The organism is Lysobacter sp. ESA13C (genome assembly GCF_019970005.1).
Classification (GTDB): Bacteria; Pseudomonadota; Gammaproteobacteria; order Xanthomonadales; family Xanthomonadaceae; genus Lysobacter; species Lysobacter antibioticus_B.
Genome location: NZ_JAHXYK010000004.1, coordinates 447,928 through 461,999 on the forward strand (window position 1 = coordinate 447,928; position 14,072 = coordinate 461,999).

Here is a 14,072-nt window from a genome sequence, read left to right on the forward strand (position 1 = left end):
CCTTGCGCGCAGCCAACTGGCGCAGCACGTAATGCAGGATGCCGCCGTGGCGGCTGAAGAGCGACGCTAACGCGCCACGGGCGCGTGTCGCTCTGAAGGCCGATAGCCGTGAGGCTATCGGCCGGTCTTCCGCTCGGTCAATTGCTGCTCAAGCCGCCTTGCGCGCAGCGAGTTGGCGCAACACGTAATGCAGGATGCCGCCGTGGCGGAAGTACTCGACTTCCTTCGGCGTCAGCAGCAGCACCTTGACCTCGATCGTCTTGTGGCTGCCGTCGGCCTTCTTGGCGACCAGGGTGGCGGTCTTGGCCGCGCCGTCGTCGAGACCGACCACGTCGATCACTTCCGAACCGTCCAGACCGTGGCTCTGCGCGTTCTCGCCGTCCTTGAACTGCAGCGGCAGCACGCCCATGCCGACCAGGTTGGAGCGGTGGATGCGCTCGAAGCTCTCGGCGATCACCGCCTTGACCCCGAGCAGGTTGGTGCCCTTGGCGGCCCAGTCGCGCGAGGAGCCGGTGCCGTATTCCTTGCCGGCGAACACCACCAGCGGCACGCCGTCGGCCTTGTACTTCATCGCCGCGTCGTAGATCGCCAGCTTCTCGCCCTGTGAAGGCCGGCCGTCACCGCCGTCCTTGGAAAAATACAGCGTGTTGCCGCCTTCCTCGCCGCCGAACATCAGGTTCTTGATGCGGATGTTGGCGAAGGTGCCGCGCACCATCACGTCGTCGTTGCCGCGACGCGAGCCGTAGCTGTTGAAGTCGGCCGGTTGCACGCCGCGCGCGATCAGGAAGCGGCCGGCGGGCGAGTCTTTCTTGATGTTGCCGGCGGGCGAGATGTGGTCGGTGGTGATCGAGTCGCCGAACAGGCCCATCACGCGCGCGCCGCGGACGTCGTCGATGTTGCCGACCTGCATGGTCATGCCGTCGAAGTAGGGCGGGTTCTTGATGTAGGTCGAGTCCTCGTCCCACTGGAAGGACTCGCCGTCGGGCGAGGCGATCTGGTTCCAACGCGTGTCGCCCTTGAACACGTCGGCGTAGTTTTGCGCGAACAGTTCCGGGCCGACGGTGGCGGCGATCATGTCGCCGATTTCCTTGTTGCTCGGCCAGATGTCGCGCAGGTAGACATCCTGGCCGTCGGCGCCCTTGCCGATCGGCTCCTTGGTCAGGTCGATGTTGACCGTGCCGGCGATCGCATAGGCCACCACCAGCGGCGGCGAGGCCAGGTAGTTGGCTTTCACTTCCGGATGCACGCGGCCTTCGAAGTTGCGGTTGCCCGACAGCACCGAGGCGACCACGAGTTCGTTCTCGGCGATGCCCTTGGAGACTTCGTCCGGCAGCGGGCCGGAGTTGCCGATGCAGGTGGTGCAGCCATAGCCGACCACGTAGAAACCGAGCTTTTCCAGGTCGGCGAGCACGCCGGCCTTGCGCAGGTAGTCGGTGACCACCAGCGAGCCCGGGCCGAGCGAGGTCTTGACCCAGGGCTTGGACTTCAGGCCCAGGCGAGCGGCGTTGCGCGCGAGCAGGCCGGCGCCGAGCATCACCGCCGGGTTGGAGGTGTTGGTGCAGGAGGTGATCGCGGCGATCACCACCGAGCCGTCGGACAGGTCGGCGTCCTGGTCGTGGATGCGGATCTTCGACACCGGCTTGGCGGCGAGGTGATCGGCCTGGGCCTGGGCGCCGCCTTCGCTCTTGAGCTCGTCGACCGCGCAGCCGAGCTTGGCGTTGCCGCCGTTGTTCGACTTGCGGTTGGCGATCAGCGGGCCGAGGTTGTCGTTGAAATTGGTGTGCACGTGTTCGAGCAGGACGCGGTCCTGAGGACGCTTCGGGCCGGCCATCGACGGACGCACCTCGCCGAGGTCGAGTTCGAGCGTGGCCGAATAGGTCGCATGCGGCTGGCCGGGTTCGTGCCACAGGCCCTGGGCCTTGGCATAGGCTTCGACCAGCGCGATCTGCTCTTCCGAGCGGCCGGACAGGCGCAGGTAGGTCACCGCTTCGGCGTCGATCGGGAAGATGCCGCAGGTCGCGCCGTACTCGGGCGCCATGTTGGCGATGGTCGCGCGGTCGGCCAGCGGCAGGTGTTGCAGGCCGTCGCCGAAGAACTCGACGAACTTGCCGACCACGCCGTGCTTGCGCAGCATCTGGGTCACGGTCAGGACCAGGTCGGTCGCGGTCGCGCCTTCCGGCAACTGGCCGGTCAGCTTGAAGCCGACCACCTGCGGAATCAGCATCGAGGAGGGCTGGCCGAGCATCGCCGCCTCGGCTTCGATGCCGCCGACGCCCCAGCCGAGCACGCCGATGCCGTTGATCATGGTGGTGTGGCTGTCGGTGCCGAACACGGTGTCTGGGAAGGCCTGCAGGTCGCCGTCGACCTCGCGGCCCATGACCACGCGGGCCAGGTTCTCCAGGTTGACCTGGTGGACGATGCCGGTGTTCGGCGGCACCACCTTGAAGTTTTCGAACGACTTCTGGCCCCAGCGCAGGAAGCTGTAGCGCTCCATGTTGCGCTGGAACTCGATCTTGCCGTTCAGGTCCAGCGCCTCGGGGCTGCCGAACACGTCGACCTGGACCGAGTGGTCGATGACCAGCTCGGAGGGGATCAGCGGGTTGATCTGGCGGGCGTTGCCGCCGAGCCGGCCGACCGCGTCGCGCATCGCCGCGAGGTCGACCACGCAGGGCACGCCGGTGAAGTCCTGCAGGACCACGCGCGCCGGCATGAAGGCGATCTCGGTGTCGGGCTCGCGGGTGGCGTCCCACTGCGCGACGGCCTCGATGTGGTCCTTGCCGACCGTGGCGCCGCCGTCTTCGTGGCGCAGCAGGTTTTCGAGCAGGATCTTCATCGAGTAGGGCAGGCGGCTGATGTCGTAGCGCTCGCCCAAGGCCGGCAGGCTGAAATAGGTGTAGTCGCGGCCGTTGACGGAAAGCTTGCGGCGGGTCGAATAGGAGTCGGGCATGTCGGTGGAGCTCCTTTGGTACGGCTGGCGTGCCGCTGGGGCGGCACGGAGGCTGGCGCGCCTGGGGGTATGGGCGCGGTGGCTGGCGATGGCGCCGATTATCGCTTTATCGGGTTCAGGAAGCGTGCAGACCATGGTCGCAAGCGCGCTACAGCGTTCCACCCCAAGCGTATGGACGGATCGCGCAAAGCCTTGCGCGGCGAGGGGCCGGCACACCCTCCGCGTTGCCGCGAAAGCCCTTTGAAGGCAAAATACGCGGTCGAGGCCGTGCCCTTCGTGGGCGCCCGCGGCCTTGCCTCCCAGCAACTCGCCACCAGCAACTCGCCACGTAAGTCCGAACGCGCCGGTCGCGGCGGCGGACCCACGCAGCCAGTGCCACGTCTTTACCGCTTCACTCCGACGGGAATCTCCATGCTCTCCAGCTATCGCCAACACGTTGCCGAGCGCGCCGCGCTGGGCATTCCGCCGCTGCCCCTGACCGCCCAGCAGACCGCCGAGGTCATCGAGCTGCTGAAAGCGCCGCCGGCGGGCGAGGGAGAGTTCCTGCTCGACCTGATCACCCAGCGCGTGCCGGCCGGCGTCGACGACGCCGCCAAGGTCAAGGCCTCGTACCTTGCCGCGGTCGCCTTCGGCACCGAGAAGAACGCGCTGATCAGCCGCGAACGCGCGACCGAACTGCTCGGCACCATGCTCGGCGGCTACAACATCCATCCGCTGGTCGAACTGCTCGACGACGCCCAGGTCGGCACCATCGCCGCCGAAGCGTTGAAGAAGACCCTGCTGATGTTCGACGCTTTCCACGACGTCCAGGACAAGGCCGAGGCCGGCAATGCCAACGCCAAGTCGGTGCTGCAGAGCTGGGCCGACGCGGAATGGTTCACCAGCCGTCCGGAAGTGCCGGAAAGCCTGACCATCACCGTGTTCAAGGTGACCGGCGAGACCAATACCGACGACCTGTCGCCGGCGCCCGACGCGACCACGCGCCCGGACATCCCGATGCACGCCCTGGCGATGCTCAAGAACGCCCGCGACGGCATCGTGCCGGAAGAAGACGGCAAGCGCGGCCCGATCGCCTTCATCGAATCGCTGAAGGACAAGGGCCACCTGGTCGCCTACGTCGGCGACGTGGTCGGTACCGGTTCGAGCCGCAAGTCGGCCACCAACTCGGTGCTGTGGTTCACCGGCGAAGACATCCCCTTCATCCCGAACAAGCGCTTCGGAGGCGTGTGCCTGGGTTCGAAGATCGCGCCGATCTTCTACAACACCATGGAAGACGCCGGCGCGTTGCCGATCGAACTCGACGTGTCGCAGATGAACATGGGCGACGTGGTCGAGCTGCGTCCCTACGACGGCAAGGCCATCAAGGACGGCCAGGTCATCGCCGAGTTCGCGCTCAAGTCCGACGTGCTGCTCGATGAAGTGCGCGCCGGCGGCCGCATCCCGCTGATCGTCGGCCGCGGCCTCACCGCCAAGGCGCGCGAAGCGCTGGGCCTGCCGGCCTCGACCCTGTTCCGCCTGCCGCAGAACCCGGCCGACACCGGCAAGGGCTATTCGCTGGCGCAGAAGATGGTCGGCCGCGCCTGCGGCTTGCCGGAGGGCGAAGGCGTGCGTCCGGGCACCTATTGCGAGCCGAAGATGACCTCGGTGGGTTCGCAGGACACCACCGGCCCGATGACCCGCGACGAGCTCAAGGACCTGGCCTGCCTCGGCTTCTCGGCCGACCTGGTGATGCAGTCGTTCTGCCACACCGCGGCCTATCCGAAGCCGGTCGACGTCAAGACTCACCACACCCTGCCGGAGTTCATCTCCAACCGCGGCGGCATCTCGCTGCGCCCGGGCGATGGCGTGATCCACAGCTGGCTCAACCGCATGCTGATGCCCGACACCGTCGGCACCGGCGGCGACTCGCACACTCGCTTCCCGGTCGGCATCTCGTTCCCGGCCGGCTCCGGCCTGGTCGCGTTCGCCGCGGCCACCGGCGTCATGCCGCTGGACATGCCGGAATCGGTGCTGGTGCGCTTCAAGGGCGAAATGCAGCCCGGCGTGACCCTGCGTGACCTGGTCAACGCGATTCCGTTGGCTGCGATCAAGTCCGGCCTGCTGACCGTCGCCAAGCAGGGCAAGAAGAACATCTTCTCCGGCCGCATCCTCGAGATCGAAGGCCTGCCGCAGTTGAAGGTCGAGCAGGCGTTCGAGCTGTCCGACGCCTCGGCCGAACGTTCGGCCGCCGGCTGCACGGTCAAGCTCGACAAGGAACCGATCATCGAATACCTCACCAGCAACATCACGCTGCTGAAGTGGATGATCGCCGAGGGCTACGCCGATCCGCGTTCGCTCGCCCGCCGCATCAAGGCGATGGAAGGCTGGCTGGCCAACCCGCAACTGCTGGAAGGCGACGCCGATGCCGACTACGCCGCGGTGATCGAGATCGATCTGAACCAGATTGTCGAGCCGATTGTGGCGTGCCCGAACGACCCCGACGACGTCAAGACGCTGTCGGACGTGGCCGGCGCGGTCATCGACGAAGTCTTCATCGGTTCGTGCATGACGAATATTGGTCATTTCCGGGCTGCGGCCAAGCTGCTCGAAGGCAAGCGCGACATCCCGACCCGCCTGTGGGTCGCGCCGCCGACCAAGATGGACGCGTCCGAGCTGACCAAGGAAGGCCATTACGGCACCTTCGGCACCGCCGGCGCGCGCATGGAAATGCCGGGCTGCTCGCTGTGCATGGGCAACCAGGCGCAGGCGCGCGAAGGCGCGACCGTGTTCTCGACCAGCACCCGCAACTTCCCGAACCGTCTCGGCCGCAACACCAACGTCTACCTGGGCTCGGCGGAACTGGCGGCGATCTGCTCGCGCCTGGGTCGCATCCCGACCCGCGAGGAGTACATGGCGGACGTCGGCGTGCTCAAGGCCGACGGCGACAAGATCTACCGCTACATGAACTTCGATCAGATCGAAGACTACAAGACGGTCGCCGACACGGTGGCCGCGGCCTGATCGGCCGGCGGTAAACCGAGAAACGAAAAACCCCGGCTCAGGCCGGGGTTTTTTGTTGGGCGCGGCCGGCACGGTTCAAACCCCATGCGACGCATCTGCCCCTGCAGGAGCGGCGTAAGCCGCGACAAGCGAAGCGACGCAACCACCCGCACGACGCGGCAACCGGAACGAGGTCGCGGCTCACGCCGCTCCTACAGGGAAGGTTTCGCCGCAAGAAAACCGCGCCATCAAGGGGTAGGAGCGGCGCAAGCCGCGAGAGGCGAAGCGATGTCATCACCCGCACGACGCGGCAACCGGACCGAGCTCGCGGCTCGCGCCGCGGCTACAGGAGGTTTCGCCGCAGGGAAGCCGCGCTGCAAGGGGTAGGAGCGGCGCAAGCCGCGACTGGCGCAGCGACGCCAGCCACCCGTACGACACGGCAATCGGACCGAGCTCGCGGCTCGCGCCGCGGCTACAGGAGGTTTTGCCGCAGGGAAGCCGCGCTGCAAGGGGTAGGAGCGGCGCAAGCCGCGAGAGGCGAAGCGATGTCACCCGCCCGCACGCCACGGCAACCGGACCGAGGTAGCGATTCGCGCCAAGCCTACAGGGAGGCCCCGCAACGACGCGCGGCCCGGCTCCTCAGCCCAAACGCGCCTCGATCGCGTCGACCATGGCGCGGCGGCGCAGCAGGAAATCCCAATAGCTGCCGCCGAGCTGGCGCCACAGCACCGCCGAACGCACCGCGGCCAGCAGGGCGGCGCGGACTTCGGCGACCACGCCGGGCTGGCCGAGGTAATGCGGGTTGCCCTGGACCAGCACCCGCGGGCGCAGGTGGCTCAGGGTCTCGGCGTACAGGCTGCCTAGGGCGGCGATGACGTCGGGATGGCTGCTGCCGAGGCGGCCGGCGGCGGTGGCCTGGCCGTGGATGCCGCGCAGGACCTTCTCGGTCATGGCGGCGTCGCGGACGAAGCGGCGCTCCAGTTGCAGCACGGCCAGGGCCAGCCGCGGCAGGTGCTCGTCGTTGGCGCGGTTGACGAAATAGTCCTGCAGCAGCACCAGACCCGGGCGCAGGTTCGCCAGGCCGCCGTAGACGGCCGCCGGGGTCGAGGCATCGATGCGGAACACCGAGTCCAGGGCGGTGTCGAGCACGGAGGCGTTGGCCTGGCCGGTGTCGGCGATGCGCCGCACCTGGCCCAAGGCCTGGGCCAGGCCGGCGAGTGCGAGTACGCGTTCGGAGAGGTCGGCCATTACGTAGTGGGTTCCTTGGGGGGCAGGGGGGCGGCGCAATCGGGTGCATCGGTGGCGGCGATCACCGCGCCACCCAGGCAAACCTCGCCGTCGTACAGCACCAGCGACTGGCCGGGCGTGACCGCGCGCTGGGATTGGGCGAAACGGACTTCCAAGCTGCCGTCATCGCGCACCGAGACTTCGCAGTCCTGGTCGGGTTGGCGGTAACGGGTCTGGGCGCTGCAGACGAAGCGGGCGGCCGGCGGCTGGCCGGCGATCCAATGGGCGGTTTCCGACCACAGGGTCTGCGAATGCAGCCAGGGGCTGTCGCTGCCCTGGTCGACGTACAGCACATTGGTCGCGACGTCCTTGCCGACCACGTACCAGGGCGCCGGCTCGAAGCCGCGCACGCCGCCGATGTTGAGGCCTTCGCGCTGGCCGAGGGTGAAATAGAACACGCCCGGATGGCGGCCGACGACCTGGCCGGCCGGGGTGCGGATCTCGCCTTCGCGCGCCGGCAGGTAGCGCGACAGGAACTCGCGGAAATCGCGTTCGCCGATGAAGCAAATGCCGGTCGAGTCCTTCTTGGCCGCGGTCGGCAGTTGCGCCGCGCGCGCCATCTCGCGCACGTCGCGCTTGAGCAGGTCGCCGAGCGGGAAACGCGTGGCCGACAGCTGCGCCTGGCCGAGCTGGTGCAGGAAATAGCTCTGGTCCTTGCTGCGGTCGACCGCCCGCAGCAGGCGGAAGCCGGCCCCGGCCTTATCGACGCGGGCGTAATGGCCGGTCGCTATGAACTCCGCGCCGAGCTCGCGCGCAGCGTCGAGGAAATGCTTGAACTTGATCTCGCGGTTGCACAGCACGTCCGGGTTCGGGGTGCGGCCGGCGGCGTATTCGGCGAGGAAGTGCTCGAACACCCCGGCCCAGTACTCGCCGGAGAAATCGCGGAAATGGATCGGCAGGCCGAGCCGGCCGGACACCGCGACCGCGTCGCGGCGGTCGTCCTCGGCGCGGCAGTCGCCGCTGCCGTCGTCGGCCCAGTTCTGCATGAAGAGGCCGGCGATCGGCTCGCCGGCGTCGCGCAGGCGCAGGGCGGCGACCGAGGAATCGACCCCGCCCGACATGCCCACGATGGTGCGTACCGATACGGCCATGAGGATCAGACCGGGTCGGGCGAGACCATTTGCTGCAGCAGATCCAGCGAATGGCGGCGTCCACCGAGGTAGTCGGCGACCACGCGCCAGACCAGCGGACTGCGGTGCTCGGGCGCGCGCGCCTGCAACTCGGCCGGGCTCATCCACAGGGCCTGGACGATGCCTTCGTCGAGGCTCCGGCCGGGGTCGTGGCGGACCGGTTCGGCGGCGAAGGCGAAGCGCAGGTAGTGGCGGCCGCCGGCGCCGTCCTCCTGCTGCGGCGCCTTCCACTGGTAGGCGCCGACGAAGGCGGTCAGGCGCACGTCCCAGCCGGTCTCCTCGCGGGTCTCGCGCAGGGCGGCGTCGATCAGGCTCTCGTCCGGCTCCAGGTGCCCGGCCGGCTGGTTGATCACCAGGCGCCCGCCGACCGATTCCTCGACCATCAGCAGGCGGCCGCCGTCGACCACGATGGTGGCGACGGTCACATCGGGTTGCCAGAAACGGCCTTCGCGGTAGCTCACGTCAGAATTCGTCCTGGCCGGGGGTGAGTTGCGATTCCATCTCGTCGGCCGCGCGGACCACATAGTCGATCGCATCGTCGAGGTCTTCCTGGCTCGCGTCGGCGTCCAGTTTGACCACGAACACGGCCACCGAGTCCTGTTTGACCCAGCCGCCCATCTTGCTGAGCTGGCTGTCCTCGAGCAGGCGGTTGGCGACCTCGGCCGGGAAGTCCTTGTCCGAGGTGCGGTAGCCCGGCGACCAGACCTCGCGGACCTGCAGCTTGCCGTAGCGCTCGGTGTGCGAGATCACGTAGGCCATCTGGCTGCGGTCCTCGTCGAGGCCGAAGGTCAGGGTGTAGTCGCCATCCTTGTCGACTTCGTACTTGTAGCCCAGGGCGTCGAGCTGCTTGCCGATGCGCGGGTCGGCGGTCTTGGCGGCGGCTTCGGCCTTGGCTGCGGCCGGCTCGGCCTTGGCCGGGGCGCTCTTGAGCGAGGCGGCGTCCGCCTTCGTCGTCGGCGCGGCCGTCGCCAGGACGGGCAGCAGCGAGAACAGCAGGGCAGGCAGGTAACGGGGCAGACGCATGAGGGTCCTTGAATTTCGCGGCGCCGGCGCAACCTTGACCGGCGGCTCCGACCAAGATGGCGGCGCTGCGGCATTTTGCAATGCGGCCGGGCATGCGTCCATGTCGCACGGCGGCCGCATCCACGGCGGGACAGGGCAGGGGTTTATAATCGCGCAATGGCAAAACAGACCGAACAAGAACACAGTCATGGCGTATTGGTGGAAACCGGCAAGCCCGAAGTCGCGCGGCCGCCGCTGTATTCCGTACTCCTGCTAAACGACGACTACACCCCGATGGACTTCGTGGTCGAGGTCCTGATGCGCTTTTTCCCGATGAACGTCGAAAAAGCCACCCAGATCATGCTCCATGTCCATACCCGCGGCCGCGGCGTATGCGGCGTCTTCACACGCGAGGTCGCCGAGTCCAAGGTTGCACAGGTGAACGAATTTTCAAGACTTCACCAACACCCCTTGCTGTGTACGATGGAAAAGGCCTAAAAGGTAGTTGTCGCACCCGTTGGGGCGGGGCATGGAAAAGCCGGCGAGCGCCCCCACGTAGCGTGCATACGTTCTGGAGGCTCCGCCCCATGTTCAGCAAGGATCTCGAATACAGCATCGGCCAGTGCTACAAGCGCGCCCGCGAGGCGCGCCACGAGTACATGACGGTCGAACACCTGCTGCTCGCATTACTCGACAACCCGTCCGCCGAGGCCGTCCTCAAGGCGACCAACGCCGACTTCGCGCGTCTGCGCAGCGACCTCGAACAGGCCATCGCGACCTCGGTCCAGGTGCTGCCCGACGACGTCGACCGCGATACCCAGCCCACTTTGGGTTTCCAGCGTGTGCTACAGCGCGCTGTCTATCACGTGCAGTCCTCCGGCAAGAAGGAGGTCACCGGCGCCAACGTGCTGGTCGCCATCTTCGGCGAGAAGGATTCGCACGCGGTCTACTTCCTCAATCAGCAGGACGTGGCCCGCCTCGACGTGGTCAATTACCTGTCGCACGGCATCGTCAAGCACAACGCCGAAGACAGCCACGGCCACCACGAGGAAAGCGAATCCAAGCCGGCCGAAGGCCCGGAGAGCGAAGGCAAGTCCGACGCCCTGGCCGAGTTCGCCAGCAACCTCAACCAGTTGGCCCGCGAGGGCAAGATCGACCCGCTGGTCGGTCGCGGCGACGAGGTCGAGCGCACCATCCAGGTGCTGTGCCGCCGGCGCAAGAACAACCCGCTCTACGTCGGCGAGGCCGGCGTCGGCAAGACCGCGATCGCCGAAGGCCTGGCCAAGCGCATCGTCGACGGCGACGTGCCCGAAGTGCTGCGCAACGCCACCATCTTCGCCCTCGACCTCGGCGCCCTGGTCGCCGGCACCAAGTACCGCGGCGACTTCGAGAAGCGTCTCAAGGCGGTACTGGCCCAGCTCAAGAAGCAGCCCGAGGCGATCCTGTTCGTCGATGAAATCCACACCATCATCGGCGCCGGCTCGGCCAGCGGCGGCACCATGGACGCCAGCAACCTGATCAAGCCGGCCTTGTCCTCGGGCGAGCTGCGCTGCATCGGTTCGACCACGTTCCAGGAATACCGCGGCATCTTCGAGAAGGACCGCGCGCTGGCGCGGCGCTTCCAGAAGATCGACATCGTCGAGCCGACCGTCGGCGAGACCTACGAGATCCTGCAGGGCCTCAAGCCCAAGTACGAATCTCATCACGGCGTGACCTATGCCGACGAAGCCTTGCAGGCCGCGGTCGACCTGTCGGTCAAGCACATCGGCGACCGCCTGCTGCCGGACAAGGCCATCGACGTCATCGACGAAGCCGGTGCGCGCCAGCGTCTGTTGCCGGAGAACGTGCGCAAGCAGCTGATCGACATCGAAGAGATCGAGATGATCGTGGCCAAGATGGCGCGCATCCCGACCAAGCAGGTCTCGGCCAGCGACAAGGACGTGCTGCGCAACCTCGAACGCAACCTCAAGATGGTCATCTTCGGCCAGGACGCGGCGATCGAGACCCTGGCGTCGGCGATCAAGCTGGCGCGCTCGGGGCTTGGCAACCCGGACAAGCCGATCGGCAACTTCCTGTTCGCCGGCCCGACCGGCGTCGGCAAGACCGAGGTCACCAAGCAGCTCGCGCTGCAGCTCGGCATCGAGCTGGTCCGCTTCGACATGTCCGAGTACATGGAGCCGCATTCGGTCAGCCGCCTGATCGGCGCGCCTCCGGGCTACGTCGGTTTCGACCAGGGCGGCCTGCTGACCGAGAAAATCGTCAAAACCCCGCACTGCGTGCTGTTGCTCGATGAGGTCGAGAAGGCGCATCCGGACATCTTCAACATCCTGTTGCAGGTCATGGACCGCGGCACGCTCACCGACACCAACGGTCGCGAGGCCAACTTCAAGAACGTGGTGCTGGTGATGACGACCAACGCCGGCGCGGCCCAGGCCTCGCGGCGCTCGATCGGCTTCACCAAGCAGGACCATTCGACCGATGCGATGGAAGTGATCCGCAAGGGCTTCAGCCCGGAATTCCGCAACCGCCTCGATGCGGTGGTGCAGTTCCAGGCTCTGGGCTTCGATCACATCCTGCGCGTGGTCGACAAGTTCCTGATCGAACTGGAAGCGCAGTTGCACGAGAAGAACGTGACCTTGACCGCGACGCCGACCGCACGCGATTGGCTGGCCCAGCACGGTTTCGACCCGCAGATGGGCGCACGTCCGATGGCGCGCGTGATCCAGGACAAGATCAAGCGTCCGCTCGCCGACGAGCTGTTGTTCGGCAAATTGGTCGGCGGCGGCCGGGTCACCATCGACGTGCGCGACGACGAGCTGATCGTCGACGCCCATGCCGAGCCGGAGCGCTTGCTGCCGGTTACGGTCTGACCGCGCAAGCGGTGAGGGCATAAAAAAGGCGGCCTTCGGGCCGCCTTTTCGTTTCTGCCTGTTGGCGAGCGCCGGTCAGCGCACGCGGCGATAGCTCTGGTAGGCGGTCTCGTCGATCTTCTCGACCGACTCGATGTCGCAGAAATCGCGCTGGGTCTTGACCCGGGTGCCGCTAGGGCAGACACGGCCCTTGGTCTTTTCGGCGGTCACCACGAGCTTCGGCGTGAAGCTCAGGTCGTAGCAACCCTTGCGTACGTTCAAGCGGTAGTAATTGTCGGCATCCTTGACCAGGACGGCCTTCTCTCCGACACGCGACAACTGGGCCTCGGCGCCGAGATCGACGCAGGCGTCGATCGGATCCGCGAACGCGACGGTCGCGGAAAGGCAGAGCAGGGTGGCCAGAGCGGTCCTTGATAGCGGCAACATGGGGGGCGTCCTAATTGAGCGAGCTCGGATTGAGCTGAAGCAAAGTTAGTCGCGTGGCGCCGCGCGCGAATCTGGAAGAAGTCGCTGTGACCTTCGTCACGGCATGACGTTTGGCATAAACGTTTTCGCCGCTTCGTGCATCCACGTGTGTTTGTGCTTCCTTTTCGATGGGCCGACGCAGCCGGCAAGCGCTGCGTCGTTTCGCCATGCTCGTGTCGCGATCTGTGAGGCCGCATCGCACAATTGCCGCAGTGCAGCTCGATCGCGCAATGGACCCGATGCTAGCGTCGCTTGGCAACATCTGCACGTTGCACTACACGCGCCTCGTCGCGTCGTCGTCCGCCATCGAAGTCCGTTCTCGGATTTCGCTGGGGATTCGCAGCAAGCGCCCATGGACGGCGAGCGCCGACGAATCTTCGTCGACTCAAGGAAGGAGTACTCATGAAGCTTCGCAAGTTCTCTCTCGCGGCCGTCGCCGCTTTCGCCTTCGGTTTTTCGGCTTGGGCCGTGGCGGGCATCTGGCCGGGTCCGTGCCAGGTGTGCCGCAACGCTTACCAGGCTTGCCAACTCGATCCCGATGCCGAGTGCGAAGCCGAATTCAGCCGTTGCCTGATCCAGGCCGGCTGCCCGCTGGAGTAGTCGCTCCGCTGCCCGTTTTATTTCACGCCGGTCGCAGCGGCAGCGATAGCTATGTCCGCGAGGCTGCGAGCCGGCGCCAAGACCACCGTCGTCCCATCCCGAAGGAAAGGAGCTCACTCATGCAACTGCGTCGTTTTTCGCTGGCCGCGATGGCCGCCTTCGCGTTCGCCAGCGCCGCATCGCTGACCGCGACCGCGGCCGATCCCTGCGATGGCTGCTGGCGCACCTACAACAAGTGCATCGAGGTCGGCAGCGACCCGGGCTACTGCGAGTACAGGGTCACACAATGCCTGGCGCGCTACGGCTGCCCGGCACCGCCGTTCTAGGTTCCAAGGGTAGGCTTGCCGGTCTGGGCGAGGGCGCTCGCCATGGAGGCGGGCGGCGGCGTAGCCGGCCGCCATGGCCGCGTAAGCAAGCAGGGCCTTAGCGAGGCCTCGCCGGCAAATCCGAGGCATGAAAAAGGCGGCCAATGCCACCTTTTTTCAATAACTTACCGCGATTATTTCATGCGGTAGGTGATGCGACCCTTGGTGAGATCGTAGGGCGTCATTTCGACCTTGACCTTGTCGCCGGTCAGGATGCGAATGTAGTTCTTGCGCATGCGACCCGAGATATGGGCAATGATCTCGTGCCCGTTTTCGAGACGCACGCGGAACATGGTGTTCGGAAGAGTTTCCGCCACCGTGCCCTCGAATTCGATCACGTCATCTTTTGCCATGTGTTTCCTAGGGAGTCGCGAAAAGCGGGCGTCGCGCGCCCGCGAAGCCGCACATTCTGCCACGCCGGCGGCCT

The 14,072-nt window shown here is 66.6% G+C and carries 12 protein-coding genes; 5 read left to right on the forward strand and 7 right to left on the reverse strand.

Annotated elements, in window-relative coordinates; translation table 11 throughout:
- Positions 1–148: 148 nt before the first annotated feature.
- Positions 149–2,947 (reverse strand): aconitate hydratase AcnA, encoded by a 2,799-nt coding sequence (gene acnA / locus LC490_RS10795; RefSeq protein WP_031372285.1) that lies wholly within the window; start codon positions 2,945–2,947, stop codon positions 149–151.
- A 411-nt stretch (positions 2,948–3,358) separates the two neighbouring features.
- On the opposite strand from acnA, the gene acnB reads away from it, so the two are divergent.
- Complete coding sequence (gene acnB, locus LC490_RS10800) at positions 3,359–5,947, forward strand: bifunctional aconitate hydratase 2/2-methylisocitrate dehydratase (RefSeq protein WP_031372286.1); 2,589 nt, start codon at positions 3,359–3,361, stop codon at positions 5,945–5,947.
- 618 nt (positions 5,948–6,565) lie between these two features.
- Here acnB and hflD read toward each other — a convergent pair.
- From hflD to LC490_RS10820, 4 genes are read right to left on the reverse strand one after another with little or no spacing between them, the layout of a single operon-like run.
- Positions 6,566–7,174, reverse strand: coding sequence for a high frequency lysogenization protein HflD (gene hflD / locus LC490_RS10805; RefSeq protein WP_031372287.1), 609 nt, complete (start codon positions 7,172–7,174; stop codon positions 6,566–6,568).
- A complete protein-coding gene (mnmA, locus tag LC490_RS10810) occupies positions 7,174–8,304 on the reverse strand; it encodes a tRNA 2-thiouridine(34) synthase MnmA (RefSeq protein ID WP_031372288.1) in 1,131 nt (376 codons plus the stop codon). The genes hflD and mnmA overlap by 1 nt, the downstream gene beginning before the upstream one ends.
- 5 nt (positions 8,305–8,309) lie before the next feature.
- Positions 8,310–8,804 (reverse strand): NUDIX hydrolase, encoded by a 495-nt coding sequence (locus LC490_RS10815; RefSeq protein ID WP_031372289.1) that lies wholly within the window; start codon positions 8,802–8,804, stop codon positions 8,310–8,312.
- A 1-nt stretch (position 8,805) separates the two neighbouring features.
- Positions 8,806–9,366 carry a YbjN domain-containing protein gene (locus tag LC490_RS10820; protein WP_223620186.1) on the reverse strand — a complete coding sequence of 187 codons (561 nt, stop codon included), beginning with the start codon at positions 9,364–9,366 and terminating at the stop codon, positions 8,806–8,808.
- Between the two features lie 156 nt (positions 9,367–9,522).
- On the opposite strand from LC490_RS10820, the gene clpS reads away from it, so the two are divergent.
- Both clpS and clpA read left to right on the forward strand, forming a co-directional pair.
- Positions 9,523–9,843, forward strand: coding sequence for an ATP-dependent Clp protease adapter ClpS (gene clpS / locus LC490_RS10825; protein WP_031372291.1), 321 nt, complete (start codon positions 9,523–9,525; stop codon positions 9,841–9,843).
- 89 nt (positions 9,844–9,932) lie between these two features.
- Positions 9,933–12,215: an ATP-dependent Clp protease ATP-binding subunit ClpA gene (clpA, locus tag LC490_RS10830; protein ID WP_031372292.1), complete on the forward strand. Its 2,283-nt coding sequence runs from the start codon at positions 9,933–9,935 to the stop codon at positions 12,213–12,215.
- A 75-nt stretch (positions 12,216–12,290) separates the two neighbouring features.
- On the opposite strand, the gene LC490_RS10835 is transcribed toward clpA, so the two are convergent.
- Positions 12,291–12,641, reverse strand: coding sequence for a DUF6491 family protein (locus LC490_RS10835; RefSeq protein ID WP_223620187.1), 351 nt, complete (start codon positions 12,639–12,641; stop codon positions 12,291–12,293).
- A 441-nt stretch (positions 12,642–13,082) separates the two neighbouring features.
- On the opposite strand from LC490_RS10835, the gene LC490_RS10840 reads away from it, so the two are divergent.
- Both LC490_RS10840 and LC490_RS10845 read left to right on the forward strand, forming a co-directional pair.
- Positions 13,083–13,280, forward strand: a complete 198-nt coding sequence (locus tag LC490_RS10840) for a hypothetical protein (protein ID WP_031372294.1) — start codon at positions 13,083–13,085, stop codon at positions 13,278–13,280.
- A gap of 119 nt (positions 13,281–13,399) precedes the next feature.
- Positions 13,400–13,606: a hypothetical protein gene (locus LC490_RS10845; RefSeq protein WP_031372295.1), complete on the forward strand. Its 207-nt coding sequence runs from the start codon at positions 13,400–13,402 to the stop codon at positions 13,604–13,606.
- A gap of 173 nt (positions 13,607–13,779) precedes the next feature.
- On the opposite strand, the gene infA is transcribed toward LC490_RS10845, so the two are convergent.
- Positions 13,780–13,998, reverse strand: coding sequence for a translation initiation factor IF-1 (gene infA, locus LC490_RS10850; protein WP_031372296.1), 219 nt, complete (start codon positions 13,996–13,998; stop codon positions 13,780–13,782).
- Positions 13,999–14,072 lie beyond the last annotated feature (74 nt).